Annotated in this window: 20 protein-coding genes and 1 pseudogene; 10 read left to right on the top strand and 11 right to left on the bottom strand. The window is 68.2% G+C overall.

All coding sequences use genetic code 11. The features are described from left to right. Positions 1-95 precede the first annotated feature (95 nt). The 4 genes from IE295_RS04895 to IE295_RS04910 form a co-directional block, all read right to left on the bottom strand. The gene (locus tag IE295_RS04895) at positions 96-1334 is read right to left on the bottom strand and encodes a lactonase family protein (RefSeq protein ID WP_190062148.1); all 1239 of its coding nucleotides are present in this window, start codon (positions 1332-1334) and stop codon (positions 96-98) included. Beyond that, positions 1331-2293 carry a hypothetical protein gene (locus tag IE295_RS04900; protein ID WP_190062149.1) on the bottom strand — a complete coding sequence of 321 codons (963 nt, stop codon included), beginning with the start codon at positions 2291-2293 and terminating at the stop codon, positions 1331-1333. Before IE295_RS04900 ends, IE295_RS04895 begins: the two co-directional genes overlap by 4 nt. Before the next feature lie 227 nt (positions 2294-2520). Further along, on the bottom strand, positions 2521-3531 hold the full coding sequence (locus IE295_RS04905) for a TauD/TfdA family dioxygenase (protein ID WP_190062150.1): 1011 nt from the start codon (positions 3529-3531) through the stop codon (positions 2521-2523). A 41-nt stretch (positions 3532-3572) separates the two neighbouring features. Continuing rightward, complete coding sequence (locus IE295_RS04910) at positions 3573-4622, bottom strand: 3-methyl-L-tyrosine peroxygenase-related protein (RefSeq protein WP_224323373.1); 1050 nt, start codon at positions 4620-4622, stop codon at positions 3573-3575. A gap of 243 nt (positions 4623-4865) precedes the next feature. Here IE295_RS04910 and IE295_RS04915 point away from each other — a divergent pair, with 243 nt between their 5' ends. Together IE295_RS04915 and IE295_RS04920 are read left to right on the top strand one after the other, a co-directional pair. Beyond that, the gene (locus tag IE295_RS04915; protein ID WP_190062152.1) at positions 4866-5138 is read left to right on the top strand and encodes a tyrosine-type recombinase/integrase; all 273 of its coding nucleotides are present in this window, start codon (positions 4866-4868) and stop codon (positions 5136-5138) included. 373 nt (positions 5139-5511) lie between these two features. Continuing rightward, complete coding sequence (locus IE295_RS04920; RefSeq protein ID WP_190062153.1) at positions 5512-5601, top strand: potassium-transporting ATPase subunit F; 90 nt, start codon at positions 5512-5514, stop codon at positions 5599-5601. A gap of 58 nt (positions 5602-5659) precedes the next feature. Here IE295_RS04920 and IE295_RS34660 read toward each other — a convergent pair whose 3' ends face one another. From IE295_RS34660 to IE295_RS04940, 4 genes and pseudogenes are all read right to left on the bottom strand, one after another. Further along, complete coding sequence (locus IE295_RS34660) at positions 5660-6148, bottom strand: hypothetical protein (protein WP_506005288.1); 489 nt, start codon at positions 6146-6148, stop codon at positions 5660-5662. A gap of 86 nt (positions 6149-6234) precedes the next feature. Further along, positions 6235-7065, bottom strand: a complete 831-nt coding sequence (locus tag IE295_RS04930) for a serine hydrolase domain-containing protein (protein ID WP_224323382.1) — start codon at positions 7063-7065, stop codon at positions 6235-6237. A gap of 90 nt (positions 7066-7155) precedes the next feature. After that, positions 7156-7563, bottom strand: a complete 408-nt coding sequence (locus tag IE295_RS04935) for a thiol-disulfide oxidoreductase DCC family protein (protein ID WP_190062155.1) — start codon at positions 7561-7563, stop codon at positions 7156-7158. A 44-nt stretch (positions 7564-7607) separates the two neighbouring features. Continuing rightward, a pseudogene (locus tag IE295_RS04940) lies at positions 7608-8420 on the bottom strand (IS5 family transposase). A gap of 115 nt (positions 8421-8535) precedes the next feature. On the opposite strand from IE295_RS04940, the gene IE295_RS04945 reads away from it, so the two are divergent. Beyond that, on the top strand, positions 8536-8940 hold the full coding sequence (locus IE295_RS04945; RefSeq protein WP_190062156.1) for a hypothetical protein: 405 nt from the start codon (positions 8536-8538) through the stop codon (positions 8938-8940). A gap of 939 nt (positions 8941-9879) precedes the next feature. On the opposite strand, the gene IE295_RS04950 is transcribed toward IE295_RS04945, so the two are convergent. The 3 genes from IE295_RS04950 to IE295_RS34375 are packed head-to-tail and all read right to left on the bottom strand — an operon-like array spanning position 9880 to position 11850. Further along, positions 9880-10428, bottom strand: a complete 549-nt coding sequence (locus IE295_RS04950) for a hypothetical protein (protein WP_190062157.1) — start codon at positions 10426-10428, stop codon at positions 9880-9882. A gap of 51 nt (positions 10429-10479) precedes the next feature. Continuing rightward, positions 10480-11553 (bottom strand): C40 family peptidase, encoded by a 1074-nt coding sequence (locus IE295_RS04955; protein ID WP_224323372.1) that lies wholly within the window; start codon positions 11551-11553, stop codon positions 10480-10482. 45 nt (positions 11554-11598) lie between these two features. Next, positions 11599-11850 (bottom strand): helix-turn-helix domain-containing protein, encoded by a 252-nt coding sequence (locus tag IE295_RS34375; RefSeq protein ID WP_190062158.1) that lies wholly within the window; start codon positions 11848-11850, stop codon positions 11599-11601. Positions 11851-12104: 254 nt separating this feature from the next. On the opposite strand from IE295_RS34375, the gene IE295_RS04965 reads away from it, so the two are divergent. The 7 genes from IE295_RS04965 to IE295_RS04995 all read left to right on the top strand — a co-directional run bounded on the left by IE295_RS04965 (position 12105) and on the right by IE295_RS04995 (position 20531). Beyond that, positions 12105-12959, top strand: a complete 855-nt coding sequence (locus IE295_RS04965; protein WP_190062159.1) for a hypothetical protein — start codon at positions 12105-12107, stop codon at positions 12957-12959. Continuing rightward, complete coding sequence (locus IE295_RS04970) at positions 12925-13236, top strand: hypothetical protein (RefSeq protein ID WP_190062160.1); 312 nt, start codon at positions 12925-12927, stop codon at positions 13234-13236. Before IE295_RS04965 ends, IE295_RS04970 begins: the two co-directional genes overlap by 35 nt. Positions 13237-13240: 4 nt before the next feature. After that, positions 13241-13972, top strand: coding sequence for a DUF8175 domain-containg protein (locus tag IE295_RS04975; RefSeq protein WP_190062161.1), 732 nt, complete (start codon positions 13241-13243; stop codon positions 13970-13972). A 256-nt stretch (positions 13973-14228) separates the two neighbouring features. Next, entirely contained in the window at positions 14229-15773 is a 1545-nt protein-coding gene (locus IE295_RS04980) for a hypothetical protein (protein WP_190062162.1), read from the top strand. Continuing rightward, positions 15770-17299: an SCO6880 family protein gene (locus IE295_RS04985; RefSeq protein WP_190062163.1), complete on the top strand. Its 1530-nt coding sequence runs from the start codon at positions 15770-15772 to the stop codon at positions 17297-17299. The genes IE295_RS04980 and IE295_RS04985 overlap by 4 nt, the downstream gene beginning before the upstream one ends. Next, on the top strand, positions 17299-18822 hold the full coding sequence (locus IE295_RS04990) for a putative type IV secretion/conjugal transfer ATPase (RefSeq protein ID WP_190062164.1): 1524 nt from the start codon (positions 17299-17301) through the stop codon (positions 18820-18822). The genes IE295_RS04985 and IE295_RS04990 overlap by 1 nt, the downstream gene beginning before the upstream one ends. Beyond that, positions 18819-20531 carry a type IV secretory system conjugative DNA transfer family protein gene (locus tag IE295_RS04995; RefSeq protein ID WP_190062165.1) on the top strand — a complete coding sequence of 571 codons (1713 nt, stop codon included), beginning with the start codon at positions 18819-18821 and terminating at the stop codon, positions 20529-20531. Before IE295_RS04990 ends, IE295_RS04995 begins: the two co-directional genes overlap by 4 nt. Positions 20532-20574: the final 43 nt, after the last annotated feature.

Raw genomic sequence — 20574 nt, forward strand, 5'->3', positions numbered from 1 at the left:
TGCGGGCCGTGGTAGACCGTTCCACGAGCGGTCCGGTAGTTCAGATGCGTGGGCCCCATGTCGGGGAGCTACCGGCCTGGGTCGTGAATTCGCGTTCACGGAGGAGAGATCAGCGTGCTGTGGTGGAAGCCAAGACGCGGGTCGTGCCTCCAGGAGAGGCCGTCGACATACTGCCGCAGCTGCGGCATGCGCACCCGCTGCCGGACCGTGTTGGCCGGATAGTCGTAGACGGTGATGGTGTTGAGCCCTCGGTTGGCGGTGAACAGCAGGGTCTGGTCGGCGGAGAGCTGGCAGGCGTACACCGAATCGAGCAGGGTTCCGCGCGAGACCCGCAGGGCGGCGAGGAAGTGCCTGCTGCTCGCGGCCGGCGAGCCGCGGGTGAAGGCGTCGGTCACCTGGTGCAGTGCCTGTCGGCCGGCGAGCAGTTGCTCGGGCAGGCCGGGGCGCTCGTCGATGATGCGGTGGGTGGAGAAGTCGTCCAGGTCGATCATGACGATGGTGCCGCTGCCGCCGTTGCAGTAGATCAGTTCACGGTCGGAGACGCATACGTCCGAGTTGATGTGTGCCGGGGTCTCACGGGGGGCCGCCCAGTGGCGTAGGACCTGTCCGTGTTCGGCGTCGATCTCGAAGACGTATTCCTTGAGGTAGGCCATGGCCCATTCGTGCCAGTCGTGGCCTTCCTGGGGCAGGACGCGGAAGGAGAGGGCGTAGAACCGGTCCTCGCGAGGATGGACCGCCACGTGCCAGCAGGTGGCGGGTAGGTCGACGCGCTGGGTCCTGCCGGTGTGCAGGTCGAAGATGCCGGCCTCGCGGGCCTCGCCGCGGCCGGGGTGGTCCATGCCTCCGTAGACGAGGTAACGGCCGGAGGCCGTGGTCTTCATGGCGTGGGGCAGCTTCAGGCCGTGTGGGCCCAGGCGCTCGGGACGGCCGAGCTTGTCGATGTCGAACCGCCACAGGTGCTCGCCGATCGCGCCGACGGCGTCCCGGTCGCCCAGCCAGGCGATGTGCGTGGTTCCTTTGAGGGACGAGTCGGTGGGCTCGATCCGCAGGGTGGACAGGCGGTCGGTCTCCTCGAGCGTGGCGGTGTCGTAGAAGAGCAGGTGCTGGCCGGTGTTGCCGAGGAACCCGAGCGCGTGATCCGGGCTGACGCTGACGGCGTGGCCTCCGGCGATGCCGTCGTAGTACTCGATCTTGTACGCGTACCGGCCGGTGGCGGGGTCGTAGCGGAAGACGCAGACGCCCGCCCGGCCTTCGAGCCCGTTGAGCCCGTTGCCGTCGAGGGCGATGTGGAAGGCGTACGGGTACTCGTGCGGCGGAGTGGCGGGCGGCGTCAACGGGGATGCCTCTCGGGCCTGAAGTGGCGGAAGCCGGAACTGTCGGTGGACTCGGGCCGCGTCGGCCTCCACGGGGCCAACCCGGCCAGAAGGGTCAACGGCTCGGCCACGCGCGCGACGGTGTCCCGGAGCGGGGAGGCGGCACTGGCCGTCCCCGCGACCGGCACTGTGTTGCCCCGCCCGTGTGCCGCGATGGTGCTCAGGGTGGTGTGGAAGGACCTGCGGTAGGCGTCCTCCACCAGGGCGCGCCGGACTGCGGACCACAGGACGGGGGTGATCGCCTGCCACAGCGGAGGGAGGGCGAACTGCTGATAGGCGCAGATGGTCACTCCGGTGCCGTCCGTGGTCCGGGCGAAGGACACCGAGCCGTCGTCCTGGAGCGCGGAGCCGTTCGCGCTGTGGACCTGCCGCCAGCGCAGCAACTGCTCGTCGGGGCCGTAGTCGATGGTTTCCAGCTTGCAGACGTCGAGTACATCGGCGCCGGACAGCGCGAGATAGGCGGGCTGGGCCCGGCTGATGCTGCGTTCGACCTGCCGAATCGGCCTTCCGGCCTCGTCGCGTGCCCGGACATCCGTACGGCCGCCGAGGTAGCCGCTGGTCAGACCGATCACCTGGCTGATGTCGAGGGATGTGGTGAACTCATCGAACGGCACGGGCACCTCCTGCTCGCAGCGGAACAGGACGACTTCGTCCAGGTAGCGCCACCGCATTCCGTCGGCGCTTGGCGGGACGGCCGCGATCAGCTGGTCCAGCGGTTCCAGATGGCGGGCCACAGCCTCGAACTCCGCAGGCGCGAACGCCCGCGCATCGACGCCGAGCGGTGTTGGCGCGGTGCACATCGCGGCGTCATCCGGGCGGATCCGAAGGGCTGTCGCCAACTCCGTCGCCGCCTCCGCCGTCCGGTCGACGATCGTCAGCACCCTTCGCAGCGCCACTCCGGCCAGGGGGATGTCGGGCATGATGCCGCCCTACCCGGCGCCACCACCTCCCATACCGGCCGCGCTCGCCGAGTCCGGCCCCATCGCCGATTCCTCGACCACTTCTGCCGACGGGGTACACCTCGACGCCCTTGTCCGGTCCGCTGAGTCACAGGAGGATGCCGGCGCCCTCACATGGCGGTCCTGTTTGCGTGGCGGCCGAAGCGTCGTTCTCCTCGGCGATACGGCGGCGGTGAAGATGTTGCTGGTCAGCGGGCGAGTATGTGGCCGTCGTGGGGGCGGTGGTCACGGGAGCGGCGCAGGTCGGTGGTGACGTACGTGCGTTGCAGCCAGCGGTCTGCTCCGTCGTATCGAGGGTGGAAGGCGGTGCGGCCGTGGACGGTGACGCGGTTGTCGATGACGACCAGGTCGCCGGGTGTCAGGCGCAGAGTGCGGGCGGTCGCCTCGCAGGCGCGGCCGAATTCGGTCAGCGCCGCCGCGGCCCGAGGGGTGAGCGGGGTGGTGACGAGTTGGGCCATGCGTATGTCGGGATCCTCCACTGCTCCCGACAGCACCGGTCGGGGCTCGACACCAGGCTCACCTGCGGCAGGGCCGGGGCCGAAGGAGGGTGGTGGTGTGGTGATGAACTCCGGCGCGAACAGGGCCTGGCGGTCGGCCGGGGTGAGGAGCGGCAGTGCTTGGCGGATGCCGGCGATACGCATGCCGGCGATCCGGTCGTGGTCGGCGCGCAGGCACAGGAAGATCACATAGTCGGGTGGGTGGGGGTGGAAGCCGTTCTCGGTGTGGAAGGACAGCGGCACTGATCCGGCGTTGCCGTGGAAGGTCTCCTGCCCGGGGACTGGCACGACGTCCTGCACGAGGGCGCCGGATTTCTCGGCCAGGTAGGCGAGGGGCTCGCCGAGCCCGCAGGCCACCATGGTGAGCACCGCTGCCGGGATCGTGGCCTGGCGCTGGACCGAGCCGGGTACGGTCGGTGTCCCGGGCAGGGCCGCCTGATCGACGGGCAGGCCGCGGATCACCAAGGTGCCGTGAGGGCCGGAATGCCTTCGGAACCGGCGCACCTCACGGCGCAGCAGTAGCGGAAGGTCTTCCCAGGCGTCCCGGGCCCGGGCCACCCACTCGGGGTTGTCGACCTGGTCGTGTCCGCGGGTGCACAGGGCGCGGGCCAGCCGCTCGCACGTGCCGGCATCGGCCGGATCCAGTTCCCGGTCCGCGGCGAGGACGGTGCTTCGGGCGGTGTCGGTCGTCGTCTCGGGCATCGGGGTCTCCTGCCGGGGGCGTGGGCGGCGGACGCGCGGACTCACGAGTGGCGCAGGCCGGCCACGGCGTCGGCGATGTAGTGGTCCCCGAATCGGATCAGCGAGGCGTACTGGGCTGCGCGACGATGGCGCATGAGCCGTAGTTCGGCGACCGCGTTGTCGGGGCCTTCGGGTCTCTGAGCGATGGAACGACGCAGATGCACCATCGAGTACGCGAGGGTGACGTGCCGTTCACCGTCCACGATGTCGGCTTCCAGGAGAGCACCCCGTGCTTCGGCCAGCTCCGGGGTGCGGGCCGCCAACCGCTCGTAGGAGTCGGGAAGCACGGCCAGCAGGTCCTTCATCGCCGCCCGGAACAGCTTGTATCCGCGATGCTGGCGCCCGCTCAGCGGGATGTCCACCGACGGAGGCGCCATGGTGTGGCGTATCGCCGCCATGTAGTAGTCGGCCGGGATCGTACTGGCGTGGGCCATCGCCGCCGGGAATCCACGCACGTACACCGTCGCATCGGCCAGCCGCAGCAGCGCGGCATCGTCGTCGCCGAGCCGCAGAGAGCGGGTGGCGTCGGCCACGGCGACCGCAGCGCACACGTTGAACAGGACATGGACCTGGTGACCGATGAGCCACCGAGCACTCCACACACTCTCCGACGACGATCCCGCACCGGCCTCGGGGACGGCCACCGGCGGGACAGAGTCATGGTCTGAGCCCGGCGCCGCGCCGGTGAGATCGAGCACCGACTGCCGCATCGCGGTCACCTCCAGCGCCAGGTCGGAACCCGACAGCGGAGCATCACACAGATCTTCCAGACCGCGGTGAACGACCAGGACACCGTGCAGGGCGGCCTGCTGATCCGACAGCTCCCGCTCACGGACCCGGAAGAACGACTGACTGGTCGACTCCGCCGGCAGTTCCTCACCGACCACGGCCGGAGCCAGATCCGACAGCGCGGCCGACAGCTCACCGGCGACCGTGGCAGCCTGCCGCAGCGCGAGGGTGCGCTCGACAGGTCCGGCATGGGTCGGCACCGCGGCCAGCACGAGCGCGGTCCGCTTCGCCTCGGCATCGACCCGTGGGCCCAACACCGGCACGGGCCGCCCGCCTCGGGGCTCTCGGAAGACAGCGACAGCAGGATGACCGGCAACCGGTGATAAGCCCATGGTTGAAGTATTTCGCCACGAACACTCCACACGAAACCTGATCTGCGAGACCATTCCTGTATGGTCCACCGGAGTTGGCGGGGGCAGTGGCGGCTTGTCCGGTACGCCCCGCGGACCTCGTCCGACTCAGGCCGTCAGCGCCGTCGCCACCTGCCTCCGGCACCCGCTCCGCGGATGGGGCACGGCACGTTCCGCGTCGAGGACGGTCTGAACCGGATCGCGGGGGACTACCTGTTCTCCAACGTCGGACGCACCAACATCCTCATGTACTCCCTCGTCGACCGGCTCTGGCGCAACGCCAAGAAAGCCGCCGGCATCACCAGGAAGATCACCCCGCACTGGCTCCGGCACTTCTTCGCCTTCGCCGGCCTGTCCAACGGCGTACCCGTCACCGACATGGCCGAATGGCTCGGCCACCGCGACCCCAAAATCACCCACCAGAACTGAACCGGCCCCCACAATCCCCCCAACGGTTGACAGACATCTACGAGTGGCTCGCCCGTGACACTGGCGGCAGGGTCTGCCGCAACCCGCTGCTCCAGCCGAGCACGGCTGCTCGAAGCGGGCCGCCGCACGACGGGTGCTCGCTGTGGCCCTCCGCCGATCTCTGATACGGGCGGCCGCCCGGCCTCGTCGCACACGGCGGGGCTGGACGGGCGAAAGGTATGCCAACCGGATGTGTCGTCCGCGCGTAGGGAAAGCGTCAATGCTTCTGGCGGATCCGATTGGAGGGCGCTTCCATAGCCGTCATGTGGGGCTTCGGCATGAGCCCGGAGCGATGCGAACCGTGCGATGAAGCAATGCTGGTGGGGGAGTTGTCATGAGTGCAGGACATGTCGTCGGACTGTTCGTCGCCGCCGCGCTGGTGGGTTACCTCGTGCTCGCCGTCAAGTTCCCCGAGCGATTCTGACGACGCGGCGCGGTGGCCGGCGCGACTGGGCCGGGCCTGATTCCGGCGTCCGGACGTGTCAGTCGCGCGAGCGGGCCTCTGTCGTGTTCTTGGCGGCGGGATGCGGGTGTCGTGGCGCTGGTTCGCCGCGTCGGACGGAACCCGGGGCGCGGCGGGCGGGGTGGTCGGCGCGGGCCGAGGACGTGAGCTGCAAGGGGACGCTGGTGACCATGACGCCGGGGGTGAAGAGCAGGCGGCTCTTGAGCCAGAGGGCGGACTCGTTGTGCAGCAGGTGTTCCCACCAGTGGCCGACGACGTATTCCGGGATGAAGACGCCGACCACGTCCCGGGGGCTCGTGCTGTGGATGGAGCGGATGTACTCCACGACCGGGCGGGTGATTTCGCGGTAGGGGGAGTCGATGACCTTCAGGGGGACGTCGACGTCGAGGTCCTCCCATTGCCGTTGCAGCGCGTGCCTCCTCGCGGTCGACGGCGACGGTGAGCGCCATGAGGGTGTGCGCCAGCCGGACAGGGCGCTGCTCAGGCTGAGTTGCAGAGTTCCGCGCAGGGGCGTTCACGAGTGTGGCTGACCGGCGGCGCTGGGCAACAGCGGCACCACGTGCGGGCGCTGGGCTTACGCCGCGGTCTCTGCGTTCAGTTGCTGCGCTGCCGTGCGAGGAACTGAACGCCCATGTGATCGGTGTCGTCAGGAGATCCGCCCAGTCGGTGGACCAGGACCCACCTGCCGCCGGGGATGACGCCCGCAAAGACGGAGGCGCTGCGGGTTGCGCCGTTGTGCCAGGTCAGTTTGCCGGTCGTCTGCCACGTCGGAGCCGGAGTGCCGAGCTTACGGTCGACTAGCAGCCCGGTGAGCAGGTCAGCCGCGGCACGAGGGGTGGCCCACATACCGCCGGCAGGCAGGATCGCTCCGTCCATGGTCCACACGGCCCGTCGGCGACCCAGGAACCCGGTGGCGTGCGACTGCTGTTCGGCAGGCGGATGGGCCGTCACCTCGTAGATTCCCAGAGGCGCGAGGACATGCTTGCGGATCACCTCTTCGAAGGACAGCTTCGCAGCGGCTGACAGTGCCGCGCCGAGCACCGCGTATCCGAGGTTGGAGTACTCCTGGGCCTCACCGGCCGGTGTGACGACGATCCGGTCGAGGCGGCCCAGCAGCCCCCGCAGGGCATCCTCGTCGAAGGAACGGTACGGGTCCCTACGGGGCAGGCCCGGCGGCAGCCGGGGCAGCCCGGAGGTGTGGTCCACCAGATGCTGCAGGGTGACACCGGTTCCTGGCGATGCCTTGAGCCAGCGCTCCACCGGGTCACTGGTGGCGACCACACCGGCCTCCGCCATGCGCATGAGAGCGGTACCGGTGAGGACCTTGGTGAGCGAGCCGATCTCGACGAAGAGATCCGGGCTGTGACCGTGAATGGCACGGGGTGGAGCGTCGCTGCTGAGGACACATGTTGGCGTCCGGGACACGGTTGGGGTCCTTCGTTCGTGGCGGATCCGATGCGGGCGGGATGCCCGAGCCGGACTGGTCATGTGGGATCCGTGACGCAGGTGGGGCCCTTATGTACGTCTCCTCGGCACAGCGCATGCCGCGGTTCCGGATGGCATGCGATACCGGTTGCGTGCAACCCATCGGTAGATGACGCGGGCGCCGATACGAAGGATTGGCAGGCGGACGACAGCCCCTGCGAGCCGATATCTGCGGGCGGGCGAGTTCCCGACGAACGCGGCCAGCGCCTCAGCTCCGCTGGCCAGTACCTGCCCGTCCAGAAACAGTAAGACTTCCCTGTCGAGCCGGTCTTGGTACTGCCTGAGGGTCTCCTCCGGCAGTGACTGCCAGGGGACAGCCTTCATGGCTGGCCGAGCGGAAGCAGAGATCCGGTCGATCGCCGTCTGGCAGAAGCCACAGTCCCCGTCGAATGCCAACACGGGTGTGCTGCAAGCGGTTGTCGCTCCTGGATCACTCATTTCCCTCCCTTTCCTCCCAGAGTCTCACTACAGGTTCACAACGCCTAACACAATGAGTTGATCTGTCTGTGGGTGATGAGGCAGCAGGCAAGGCGGAGGAACGCTTCGTGGATGTCGGCACATCGTTCCCAGCGGATGCGGAGTCTGCGGAAGCCGTGCAGCCAGGCGAAGGTCCGTTCCACCACCCACCGGTAAGTGCCCAGTCCGGTCCCGTGCCGGGTGCCGCGACGGGCGATGGCCGGCACGATGCCTCGAGTGCGGACCTGGCCGCGGTAGATGTCGTGGTCGTAGCCGCGGTCGGCGAAGAGTGAGTCGGGTCTACGGCGGGGACGGCCGACGCGTCCCCGGACCAGCGGGATTGCGTCCAGCAGCGGCAGGAACTGGGTGACGTCGTTTCGGTTGCCGCCTGGTCAGCAGGACGGCGAGCGGGGTGCCGTGGCCGTCGGTGATGAGATGGTGCTTGGAACCGGCCCGGCCCCGGTCGACCGGCGACGGGCCCGTGTGCTGCCCCCTTTTAGGGCCCTGACGTGGGAGGAATCGACCACGCAGCGCGACCAGTCCAGCCGTGATGCGGCGTTGAGCTCAGCGAGCAGGACCTCGTGCAGCCTCTGCCAGACGCCGGCCTCGTTCCAGTCCCGCAGTCGGCGCCAGCACGTCATGCCCGAGCCGAAACCAAGCTCCCTCGGTAGGTATTCCCACTGGATGCCGGTGTGCAGCACGTACAGGATCCCGCACAGCACCTCCCGGTCCGGCAACGGCCTGCGGCCCGGATAACGAAAGCGCCGCTCGCGCTGCGGCAGCAGCGGCTCCAGGCGATCCCATAGCTCATCCGACACGATCCACGGCGACGTCCCCACACCGGAGCGAACGCTCAACTCCCACTCCGGACACGGCCACCAGGACCCATCCACCTCATTGTGTTAGCCGTTGTTAGTGCTGGTCCCAGCACCAGGACGGAGCAAAGGAGAGCTGATGAACCCGCACACCCGCTACACCAGCACGGCTGGCCGGCACCCCGCGCGCGACACCGACCGCCAATGCACCCTGGCGCAGACCAGCGCGGCACGTACGTATGCTCACCGTATCCATGCAGGCCACGGCGCCCAGAGCCGCGGCCTACAGACCGAAGGGACACCCGTGGCGAAGCCGTCACTGCGCGCCTACCTCGATGACTATGCGGCCGGCAGGATCGGCCGGGAGGAGATGCTCGCAACCGTGGCCGCATGGGAGCTCGAAGAGCGCGAGTGGGACCTCGCGCACACCATGCCCGACCACCAGGACAACACCGCAGAGGTGATCTCCGGCGCCGTCCTGAACGACCGGATCACCGAAGACGACTACCGCGAAATCTGGCGCCGCCGCGGCCAGATAATCTGACTCGCTGGAAACGATCTTCAGTCGGAGGGTGGGGCAACAGGTGGATGTGCTGCGCGAGGAATACCGCGAATCTACCAGCACCTTCAAACCCGCTTCACCACTGGGGATCTCGCCCCGGCGCCGGTGATACCTTCCGCACAGTTCGACTGAGCGCCCTCGGTCGTGCGATGAAAGTGATCACTCGTCTGTCCAGCACCGACCCGAAGGCCGCTGCTGGCCACACCCTTGCTCTGGCCCGGGCATGCAGCACCCTGCTCAAGTTCTACCCCGAGGCCCCGTGATTCCCTCGGAGCGGCGGGCGAGACCGTGGAGAATGCCGCCGTGTTCTGAACGGGTGATCGTCGTGTTCAATGGAGAAGTGTTCCGCTCCGAGCCTTGTGTCAAGAAACAGCAAAGGCATGACAACGTTGCAGGTCGCGAAGAGTGCTCTCCGCGCAGGCGGAGGTGAGTCGAACGACGCCAAGTACGCGAGGGCGCGTGAGCAGTGCTCTCCGCGCAGGCGGAGGTGAGTCGCCGTCGCGCGGGCGGGGAACTGGCTCGCCGACGTGCTCTCCGCGCAGGCGGGGGTGAGCTAGCACAGCAGACCATGACCGAGGACCTGTACGAGTGCTCTCCGCGCAGGCGGAGGTGAGCCAGTGCAGGTGGTGGCCCGTGTCGGGGCCCCACGGTGCTCTCCGCGCAGGCGGAGGTGAGCCGCCCTGACGCTCGGACTGCCAGCCCGAGTAAATGTGAGCTCCGCGCAGGCAGAGGTGAGCCGCGGCGGCGCCAGTTGTCGACGGCGGCCCGGCCGTGAGCTCTGCGCGGGCGGAGGTGAGCCGGGCGAGATGGCTCAGGCGCTCCACGATTCGAAGTGAACTCCGCGCAGGCGGAGGTGAGCAGCGAGCGCTGGAGCAGCGAATCGTTGTAGAGGCCGCGACCGTTCCCCCTGGGAGCCAGGGTCTAGCCAACCGAGCTGGGGGCTGCGGCCCTCCGTACGGTTTGGTATACCTCGCTGTGGTCGCCGGTGATGGTGGCGAGCATAGGCAGCAGCTCGGTGGCAAGTGAACGCCGCTCAGCCGAGTCGGTGACGCCCCTCCAGTGCTGCACTGCCCGATCTGCCGAGGCCCGGGTGATCTCGTGCGCGGCGCCCCACACCTGCATCTGCAGGCCGGTGGTGTGCAGGTACCAGCGGGCGGCCACTGCCGGCTGGTCCATCAGGTGAGCGATCCACCCGCGCAGCTCCCGAACTTGGACCGTGTAGGAGTGCGAGGCTCCGTACAAGGCGGTGAACTCCTCATCCAGCTTCTCTGCCTCGAGGTTCGCCGAGGCGAGGCGCTGCGCGTCGACGGGCGGCGCGAATGCGGCGGTGACCGCCGTGATGCGCTGCTGGTACTCCGCAGGCGGCGCGGGAATCTCCCCCTGCGATTTTGCCTCTGGTAGCGGAGTTACGGCAGCCGGTGCTGCCAGCCCGGTCGTTGCGTTGGTCTGTTGCCAGAAGTGGGGCGTCACGACGCCCCATGGGGCGTACAGAGTGTGGTCAGGGCTCATGATGCTCCGGGCCTACTGGGGAACGATGCGGCGGACGGCGACGACGCGGGTGATGGGGCTGCTGCTGTTGCGCCAGCTGCTGTAGGGGATGATGCGGGTTTGCACGCCCGTGCGGGGTGCCTCGATGACCAGGCCGCTGCCGATGTACATCCCGACGTGGCCGGGGGAGGATGCGGAGCCGTCCGAGCCGGGCGTGAAGACCAGGTCGCCGGCCATCGGTGCGTCCATGCTGACTTCCTGGCCTTCGTTGACCTGCGTGTAGGTGGTGCGGCTGATCGTTACTCCGGCGGCTCGGTAGGCCTGCTGCATGAGGGAGGAGCAGTCGCACCAGTGGGCGGGGTCCGAGCCGAGGGCGTTGGTGCAGTCACCGCCGAGGTGGTACCAGCCGCCCTTTTGGTAGAGGGCCCAGGCGACGGCGGAGCGTACCTGCTGGGGAGCGCTGGCCGGTATGGAGAAGCCGGCCGGCAGCTCCACCGGTCCGCTCGGTCCGGCGGGCGCGGTGTACTTTTTGGCGCTGGCCATGATGGCCTGCACGTAGCTCGAGGTTTGCCCGTTGGCGAACGACGGCGGAGGAACGCCTTTGAACCGCTGCACTGCTCCCCACCCGGCGTTGTATCCGGCCAGGGCCAGTTCAATGGGGTCGCCTGGGTAGCCGGACTTTTTCGCGTCTTTGAGCAAGTCACACATGTACTTGCCCTGTGCGGTGATCGCGTCAGGCGGGTCGTAGGGGTCGGCGGTGCCGTTGCCGTTGGCGTCGACGGCGTAGCTTTGCCAGGTGCTCGGGATGAACTGGGCGATGCCGTGGGCATCGGCGCCGGAGCGCGCGTTGGGGTTGAAGTTGCTCTCGGCTTCGAGCTGGGCGGCGAGGACCGCGGCGGGCAGCCCGGGACAGGCGCCGGCGGCCTTCTCGATCCACGGCGCGTACTGGGGTGGTACGGAGCCCGCCTTCAGGCCGCCGCCGATGGCCCCGGTGTTGGGATTGGCGGAGGCCTCGCCCGAGGTGCTGGTCTGGATGGTCACCCCGGCTATGAGCACGAAGAGCGAAGCGCACCCCGCCCCCGCGCCTATCAGCACTTTCTTCGCCACTCAGTCCCCCCGTTGCTCTGCTTCCTCCTTTGCGTTGCCCCCCGGCTACTGATGTGCTTCGACCCCCATCGCCTGCTCCAGTGCCCGCCGGTGGTAGCGCCATGTACGACCTGCCTTGAGCGACGGCAGGAGGCCTGCGCGGGTCATCCGCATCACCAGCTGGTAGTCCAGCCGTAAATACTCCGCGGTCTCTTTGGCTGTGAGAACTTCCGGCCAAGCCTGCGACGAGCCTGCCGTATCCGACCGCTCGGTCTCCTCTTGGGGGGTCCTGCGGTCATCGGGGCCAGTAGGTGCCATCAGTGACCTCCCGTCCGTTCGTGTCGCTCCGTGACTGATCACGAACCGTAGCAAGTCATTGGTGAAACCACAGCAGTCACCAGCGATCAGCAACCGACATGGACAGACCCCCAGGCCTCTTGCTAAACATGCCCTTTGATCAACGTGCAGTGAGTGCGCGACGACAAGGCGCACTGGGGGGCGGGTCTTAGATGGCCAAGGCGGTATCTCGGCTCGAGGAACTCATACCGCACTCCCGGTTTCTGATGCCCGTTATGGGGGCGATTGGTGGTAGTGGTCGCTCCGTAGTCGCCGGGCTGCTGGCAGACGCCTTCGCCGCCAGCGGCGAAACGGTCCTCCTCGACCTCGCCCCCCGCTTGACGTCCCCCTGGCCCAGGTGGACGCCGGGTACGACGGGAGGCCTCGCCGCCCTCCCGCCCGACCAGCCCGCCAGCCGAAGCCAGGCACGCGCCGCCGCCGCGACAGCCGCCTCCTCCGGCGGCCTAGCCGCGTGGCAGGTGCTGACCGATCACCTGCCATGGCACGCACCGCCGCTGGTACTGCCCGATGAACCTGAAGCATGGGAGCAGCTCGCCGCCATCGGCGGCTGGCAGGCCGTCGTCATCGACACCCCACACCCGTTCACCCACGACGTCATGACCGCCCACCACACCGGAATCGCCGGGCTCAGCGCCCGCTGGTGCTCCCTGCCGTGCGCCGTCCCCGTGCTGTGCGCCGCTGCCACCGGCGACGGAATCGCTGAGTTGCAGACCGCCGTGCTGGCGGCCGAGGCGGCAGGCCTTCCGCTCGCACGCATCGTGGTGGCTCTCGTGGCCATTGGTGATGGACGACTGCCCGCTCCGGTCAAGGCCGGCGCCACCATGCTCCAGCCCAAGGTCGGCGCGATCATCCACGTGCCGTACGACGAGCGGATCCGCTCACACGGCCTCAGCAACGCAGCTCGCCTCAAGCCCCGAACCCTGGCGGCCGGGCGCGAGCTGGCGGAGGCCGCCCTGTCATCGGCGCATGCGTCCTGGGGCCAGACGCTCCCGCATGCCGCCGTCCCCGCCGCCTACACGGAAGGAACCACGTACCGTGGCCTCGCACACGTCGCTGATCACCCTCGCTGACGGCGATCCGCTCACGCCCAAAAAGCCGAAGGACCTGCCGGGAAACCTCGGAACCAGCACCGACACCCTCATCGGCTGGTCCCTGACCGGAGCTCTCATCGCCGCCGTGCTGGGCTTCCTCTTCGGCTGCGCGCTGCTGGCGGTGGGCTACAACTCCGAGCGCCCCGACATGGCCGCACGAGGTAAGAAGTCCATCCTCTGGTCACTCATCGCCGCCGCGGGCGTCGGAACGGTGTTTGGCATGGTCAAGGCATTCTTCAACCTTGGGCAGGGCTGAGCTGATGTCCTTCGTCGCTCTCGACGAAGGCCGTCGCTCGGCCCGCCGCCGTCTGGCACTTCTCATCGCCGGAGCCCTTGTAGTCGGCGGCGCCACGACGTTCCTCGTCCTCAGTCCCGATGATTCGCGCAAAACAGACAAGCCCACTGCTGGCCCGACTGCTTCAGCTTCTACCCAGGCACAGACTGGGGGATCGAACGTCCCGACGGTGCTACCCAAGCCCAAGGACGTGAAAGACGGTGTACCGGTCGGCTACCCCCACACGCTGGAAGGGGCCATCTCGGCTGCCGCTCACTACGGCGACGTCCTGGACCTCTTCAATCCCAAGGCTGCAGAGCAACAAGCCAGAGTTATGGCAGCTCCCAATCACCGGATGATGCTGGAAACGTATATGGTCCAATCAGCGCAGACAGCAAGGACTAATGAGGGGCTTCCGGCGGACGGGGAGTCCGATAACGCCAACTTCATCACCACGCAGTCACGGGCCTACCACGTCGCCAACTCCACCGCAGACAGCGTCACTGTATGGATTCTGATGGATTGCCAGACATCAGTGCGAGGAGTCGCAAGGTCTACCACACAGGTGCGCGGCGTGGTCCTGGTATGGACGGATGGCGACTGGAAGATGAGCCTGCGCACTTTGGACGGCCTGCCAGACAACGCTCCCAAAAATGTCACCCCGAACAGCCAGAACGCGGCACAGGAAGGGTGGCGAAGCCTTGCCTACGAGAAATAGATTCCTTGCCCTAGTCGTCGCGTTCTTCTTGAGCCTGCCTCTGTCCCTCATTCCGGCTTCTTCGGCAGCAGCCGACCCTACCCCCCCGAGCCCCTCGGCATCAGCTAGCCCCAGCCCTCTGAAGACACTCAAAGACTGCGCCGTCGGGGACAGGTATAAGCAAAAAGCCTGCCAGGATTTCGTTGATGAACAGTGCCAGGCTGACCACCCGAAGGCTGGCGAGAAGGCTTGTAAGGACTACCTCGCATGGCTGAAGATGAAATGGGCCGAGAGCTGCGGCACCGGACCCTACGCCAAGGTCTGCAAGGAAGCAGACAAGGTCTCCGACGGGGTTAACAAGGCCGCGGAGGTTGCCAAAGACCCCGCTGGAACTTTGGCGACCGCCGCATTTGACGCTGTAGCAGGTAGGTTCGGGAAGGCCGCAACGGGCATTCTTCACGACCTGACTGATGCCTTCCTGGTGGTATCGACGGTCGATCTCAGGAAGAGTGAATACCTGCTCGATGTCTACAGCATCACCTGGGCGATTTCCTCGCTGGTGGCCCTGTTCCTGCTGATCGGGCAGTTCGCAAAAGTCGGCCTGAGCGGGGAGGGGCGCGCAGCGGCCACGGCTATCACAGGCCTGGCCAAGTGGGCTGTTGTCACTCTGGCTTCTCTGGCGGTCACGCAGGCCGCGCTCGGGGCGACGAATGCGGCCAGTAAGTGGATGATCGACCAGTACCGGGACGGAGGCGGCGAGAAGGCGTTCAAGGAGACCATGGACAAGGCCTTCCTCTTCGACTCGTCCACGAACTCCGCGCTCGTGCTGTTGCTCGGGATTCTCGCGGCCTTGGTGACGCTGGTGCTGTGGGGCGAGATGCTGCTGCGGGCAGCGGCGATTCAGGTGCTGGTGGCCTGCATGCCGATCGTTTCGGCGGGCGGCATCATGGAGGCGACCAAGGAGTGGTGGCCCAAGGCCCGGAACGCCTTGATCGCACTGATCGTGATGAAACCGGTGATCGTGCTGATCTTCCTGGTCGGGTTCAGTGCGACCGGCAGTTCCAAGAACTTGAACGACTTCCTGACCGGGTTGCTGACGCTTTTCCTGGCCGCCGTGGCGTGGCCGTCGATCGCCAAATTCATGACGTTCACCAGCGTGGGTTCCGGGGGAAGTCTGGCCTCCGGCCTGTTGAGCGCGGCGGGAGGCGCCGCCGCGTCCATGTTCGGTTCAGGGGGCGGCTCTCCGGCCGGAGCCGGTGCCATCGGCGGCGGCAGGGACTTTACGCGTGCGGTGGAGGCGGAGAACGACGGCGCTGTCGCGCAAGGCGGAGCCGCAGGCCGGGCCCAGGGCGGCAGAGCCGCTTCGATGGGTGTGCTGGGGGCGGCCGGCATGGCGATGCAGGTCGCCAAGGCAGGCAAGGAGCTCGCGGAGGGAGGCATGGAGGCCATGGCTGCTCACGCCGATCTCGGTCCCGGCAAGGACATGGGCGGACAGGTTGTCCTTCCACCCGGCACGGGCGGATCAGGCGCGGGGTCTCCGCATGGCGACGACGGCGGTGCCGGGGCTTCCCCGCCGCCTCCGGCGCCGCCCGCCGCCACCGGCGGTGCTGCCGCTGGACTGCCGTCGTCGGGGGCTGCGCCGCAAGACGGTTCGGGATCGGCTCCGCCCATGGCGGTTCCGCCGGAGCGTGGGGATGCGCCGACCGCGGTGGCCTCAAGTGGGGAGCCATCGGCCACGTCAAAGGTCACCGCGACCCGTGCGCCGCTGATGCCGCCGCCGGCCCCCGCGCAGGGTTCTGATCAGGTTGGGGGGACACAGTGAGCCAGGAACGACCGCTGGTCTATGCGGGCTGGCAGTCCGAGCGGGCCGGCTTCATGGGCTCGCTGTCGCTGACCGGGTGTCTGCTGGTGGGCGCGGCCGCTTTGTCCATCCTGATCCCCATCTATGCCCAGGATCTGTCCGGCGAGCTGATCGCCGTGCCGGTGGCGGTCGTTCTCTTCACGCTCGCCACGGTCCGCATCTATGGAATGACCGCCGACGAGTGGGCCGTACTGGCGATCCGTCACCAGATCAATGTCGCAGGAGGCAAGGACGTGTTCCTCTCCGGGGTGTTCGCCCCGCGTCGTCGTTCGGACGACCAGCAGCCCATGGACCTGCCCGGCGTCCTGGCCCGGCTGCGGATCCTCTCCGCCCCCACCGGCGGCCAGGAAGAACTTGCTGTGGTCTATGACCCGCTGGAGAACACCTACAGCGCGGTGATGGAGATCCGCTACCCGGGTCTGGCTCTGGAGGACACCGACCAGATCAACCGCCGCGTGGCCGCATGGGGCACCTTCCTGCGGACCCAGTGCGTGGAGGACGGCCCGATCATCCGGGTCGCCGTGCATGAGCGATCGCTGCCCGACGACGGCACCGCCCTGCAGTCGTGGACTGCCGCGCACACCGACCCGTCGGCTCCGCGAGCGGCGGTGGCCGTAGTGGAGGAGCTCGCCGCGCAGGGCGGAACCGTGGCCAACACCCGCGCCACCTATCTGACCATCACGCTGTCCGCCTCCCGCGCACGCCTGGCGATCAAGGGCGCGGGCGGCGGACGACTCGGGGCGTGTGCGGTTCTGGTCCGCGAGATCACCGCCATGTACTCGGCGCTGGCGGCTGCCGACCTCACCGTCATCCGGCGGTTGACTCCCCGGGAGCTCGCCCAGGTCGTCCGCGAGGGCTTCGACCCGGATGCGGTCAGCGAGCTGGCGATGCGCAACAACGCCGCCGCCCAGCGCACCTGGGAAGGCGTAGAGCCGGGTGCGGACCCCGAACTCGCGGGGCCGGCCGCCGCCCGGGCCGCGCGCGGCAGTTACCAGCACGACGGTGCCATCTCCGTGACGTACCAGGTCCGCAGCTGGCCTGCCTCGGCCGTTTACGCCACCTGTCTGCAGTCCCTGCTGCGGCCGCGGCCCACCGCACGCCGGTCGCTGACGCTGGCGTACGAGCCACTCGGTCCGCGCCGGGCCCGCGCTGAGCTGTCGAAGGAGCGCACGAAGAGGGACGTGGCACGCCGGCTGCGGGCGAAGACGGGCAGGATCGAGTCGATGGACGAACGGGCCGATATGGCCCGGGCGATTGAGCAGGACATGGCGCGTGCCTCCGGGCACGGCATCGTGCGCTTCACCGGTCTGGTGACCGTCACCGTCACCGACCCCGAAGAGCTGGAGACCGCCTGTGCCGAGCTGCAGCAGGACGGCGCCGCTGCCGGTCTGGAGTTGCGCCGCATGTGGTACGCGCAGGATGCCGGTTTCGCGGCGGCGGCGCTGCCGCTCGGGCAGGGCCTGCCCGCGCGTAGGGCGGTGATCTGATGGCGCTGTTCTCCCGCACCCGCGATCGTGAGGACGAAACGTCTCTGCCGTCGCAGGGGTTCGAGCACCTGCTGGGGGAGGGGCGTCTGCGTCCGGCCCCCGCACCCAAGGCGAAGAAGAAGGCCCGTGAGGGCATCGGCTTCGTACCGCCGCGACGTGGTGTGAACGCGGCCTACGCCGGCCGGGCCGCCAACGAGGCGGCGCCCGAGGTACACCGCGCCGATACCTCCCAGGTCTCGGGTCTGTACCCGTTCCTGCACGCGAGCAGCCTGCCGCCTGTTGGCGCGTACATCGGCTGGAACGTGCTGAGCATGCGCGCGTTCTCCGCGCACCCCAGCGTGTGGGTGGCGGAGGGCCTGGTCACCAACCCGAACGTCATGATTACCGGCATCCCCGGCTCCGGTAAGTCCGCACACATCAAGGCGCTGTGCCTGCGCCTCATGGCGTTCGGCACCCACACCCTGATCGCCGGGGACGTGAAGGGTGAGTACGGCGAGCTGTGCCGCTACCTCGGCTACGAGCCCCTGCTCCTGGGCCCGGGCATGAGCGGCCGGCTGAACCCCCTGGACGCGGGCCCGCTGGGACAGGGCCTGGACGAGGTCAAGGACCGGGCCGTGTTCCTGACACGGCTCACCGAAATTCACCGGCGCCGGCTGTCCCTGCTCAAGGCTCTGCTGGAACTGCAACTGCGCCGGACTCTGCTGGCAGAGGAGGAAGAGGCCGTCTCGGCGGCGATCCGGGAGGTCACCGGAGAGCTCGCCGGGAACACCAAGCTCACGCCGCCGACCTTGCCGGCCGTCCACGCCGCGCTGAAGGACCCGAGCAAGGCGATGGCCTACGAACTGAGAGTCCGCGACGAAGACATCCAGACCACCCGGGAACTCACGCGGTCCATCCGGGCCGCCCTGGGCGCCATGGTCAACGGCCACCTCGGAGGCCTGTTCGACGCCGAGACCTCCAGCGAACTGGACTTCTCCGCCCCGATCCAGTGCGTGGACATCTCCCGCATGAAGGACTACGGCGACGACATCGTCTCCATGATTCTCACCTGCGTCAGCTCCTGGGCGCAGGCGGCGATTGACACCCCCGGGCCGCCCCGGCTGGTGGTCCGTGACGAGTTGTGGCGGGCGATGCGTTCCGGCGGTTCCTCCATGGTTCGGAAGATCGACAGTGACCTGCGGCTGTCGCGTGCCGACGGCACGATTCAGGTCCTCGCCACGCACCGCCTCACCGACTTCGAGTCGGTCGGCTCCGCGGACTCGGAGGCGGTTGCCATTGCCAAGGACATGATCAGCAGCTGTGAGACGCGTATCCAGCTGGCCCAGGACTCCCGCCCTCTCCAGGCGATCCAGGAAGCCGTCGGGCTGACCGATGCCGAGTACGACCTGATCAGCTCCTGGGGCAAGGCTCATGCCGGCCGGGCGCTGTGGAAGGTGGGCAAGGCCGGCTCGCACCCGGTGCAGCTGCACCTGACGGCACTGGAGAAGAAGCTGTTCCACACGGACGAGCGGATGACGGTATGAGCGGGGGCGGGAAGTCGGCCAGCAGTGGGGGTCTGCTGGGCCCGAGCCTGCTGTTGGGCGGTATCGGGATGGCGGCCTGCACCCTGGTCACCGGGCCGGCAGCCGCGCTGCTGTCCGGCCGTAGCTGGGCGACAGCGGCCGCGGACCCGGCCACCACCGTCATCACCGCCGTTGCCCAAGGGCCCGGTCAGGCTTGGACTCCAGGTCCGCCGTCATGGCTGTTCTGGACGCTGACGGTGCTGGTGTGGGCAGTGCTCGCCTGGGTCGCGCTGTGGCTGTGGAAGCGCTTGGGCCGCCCGAAGCAGGAGGGAGCGCAGTGGGGTGGTGCCCGCGTCGAGCGGAAGCTCATGGTGGAGGAGGCGCCCCATAAGCGGCGTAACCAGATCACGGCCGGCCGCGGCATGACCACCAAGAAGATCGTGGCTTCCCGCCCGAACATCTCCGCCACGGTCTTCGGTGTGCCCGGCAGCAGCAAGACGACCGGTTTGGTCCTGCCGAATGCGGCGGAGTGGCAGGGGCCGCTGGTGGTGACCACCACCAAGGCCGCTGACCTGGACATCATTTACGCCCGTCGCCGCGCGCTCGGGCCCGTGTGGGTTATCGCCCCCGCAGGTATCCCCGGCCGATCCACCCAGAAGTGGTCGCCGGTGGACTACTGCACCGACGCCAAGGCTGCTGACCGCATGGCCGCGTGGATGGCCGAAGCCGCCTCCTCCAGCGAGGACAAGCGCGCCGCGCCCTGGATCGACCAGGCCAAGAACGTCCTCAAGGGCGTCCTGCTCGCCTCCTACCTGTCCGGCGGCGGCATCAACGGCATGCGCCGCTGGCTCGGCCTGGGCAAGGACGCCGTGGACCACGTCCGCGCCGTGCTCCTCCAGCACGGCTACACCGACGTCGCCGACGATTACGCCTCCCCGTGGCTGCGCCTGCACGAGGACGGCATCGGCTCGATCCAGTTCAGCCTCAACGTCCTGGCCCGCGTCTACGCCGACGAGGAGGTCCGCGAGACCTGCTCCGGCACCGACTTCACCGTCGAGGAGCTCCTGGATCAGAACGGCACCGTCTGCCTCATCGCGAGCGAGGCGGACGCCGAGCGGTTCGCACCGCTGCTGACCTCGATCATCGCCTCGATCATCCACGGCGCCGAAGTCCGCTACAACACCACCGGCCAGCCACTCGACCCCTCCCTCGGCGTCATGGTCGACGAGGCCGGCAACATGCTCCGTTACCCCCGCCTGCCCAACATCCTGACCACCGGCCGCGGCATGGGCATCGACATCCTCACCGTCTGGCACGACCTCTCCCAGCTACGCGAAAGCCTCGGCACCCAAAAGGCCAACACCGTGCTCTCCGCCTCCGGCCTGCGCATGCTGCTGCCCGGCTGCGGAGACCTCGAGACCCTGCGCTACTTCTCCGGCCTCTACGGGCGTACCGAAACCCTGCGCACCTCCGTCAGCCGCTCACGTGGCGAGTACTCCACGAACACCTCGCTCACCGAGACCGACCTCGCCCCCATTCACTCTCTTCAGCAGTTGCCCGACTTCACGGCCATCGCCCAGTACTCGAATCTGCCGCCGATCAAGGTTCGTATGCGGCTCACCTTCCGCGACAAGGACCTCAAGAAGCTTCTCGCCGCCCCTGCTCCGGTCACTGGGGCGGTCAGCCTGGACAAGCCCACCGCGACGACCGAAGGAGCCGGCCGTGTATGACCCGCTCGATGACCCGGCTTCCTTGTGGCCTGACCCACCCGGA

This window comes from Streptomyces griseocarneus (assembly GCF_014655595.1).
GTDB lineage: Bacteria > Actinomycetota > Actinomycetes > Streptomycetales > Streptomycetaceae > Streptomyces > Streptomyces griseocarneus.

Coding starts and splice junctions, on each gene's coding strand:
- IE295_RS04900 (WP_190062149.1), bottom strand. CDS start 2,293: ATGCCCGACATCCCCCTGGCCGGAGTGGCGCTGCGAAGGGTGCTGACG.
- IE295_RS04905 (WP_190062150.1), bottom strand. CDS start 3,531: ATGCCCGAGACGACGACCGACACCGCCCGAAGCACCGTCCTCGCCGCG.
- IE295_RS04915 (WP_190062152.1), top strand. CDS start 4,866: ATGGGGCACGGCACGTTCCGCGTCGAGGACGGTCTGAACCGGATCGCG.
- IE295_RS04920 (WP_190062153.1), top strand. CDS start 5,512: ATGAGTGCAGGACATGTCGTCGGACTGTTCGTCGCCGCCGCGCTGGTG.
- IE295_RS04935 (WP_190062155.1), bottom strand. CDS start 7,563: ATGAGTGATCCAGGAGCGACAACCGCTTGCAGCACACCCGTGTTGGCA.
- IE295_RS04945 (WP_190062156.1), top strand. CDS start 8,536: ATGAACCCGCACACCCGCTACACCAGCACGGCTGGCCGGCACCCCGCG.
- IE295_RS34375 (WP_190062158.1), bottom strand. CDS start 11,850: ATGGCACCTACTGGCCCCGATGACCGCAGGACCCCCCAAGAGGAGACC.
- IE295_RS04965 (WP_190062159.1), top strand. CDS start 12,105: ATGGGGGCGATTGGTGGTAGTGGTCGCTCCGTAGTCGCCGGGCTGCTG.
- IE295_RS04975 (WP_190062161.1), top strand. CDS start 13,241: ATGTCCTTCGTCGCTCTCGACGAAGGCCGTCGCTCGGCCCGCCGCCGT.
- IE295_RS04980 (WP_190062162.1), top strand. CDS start 14,229: ATGAAATGGGCCGAGAGCTGCGGCACCGGACCCTACGCCAAGGTCTGC.
- IE295_RS04990 (WP_190062164.1), top strand. CDS start 17,299: ATGGCGCTGTTCTCCCGCACCCGCGATCGTGAGGACGAAACGTCTCTG.
- IE295_RS04995 (WP_190062165.1), top strand. CDS start 18,819: ATGAGCGGGGGCGGGAAGTCGGCCAGCAGTGGGGGTCTGCTGGGCCCG.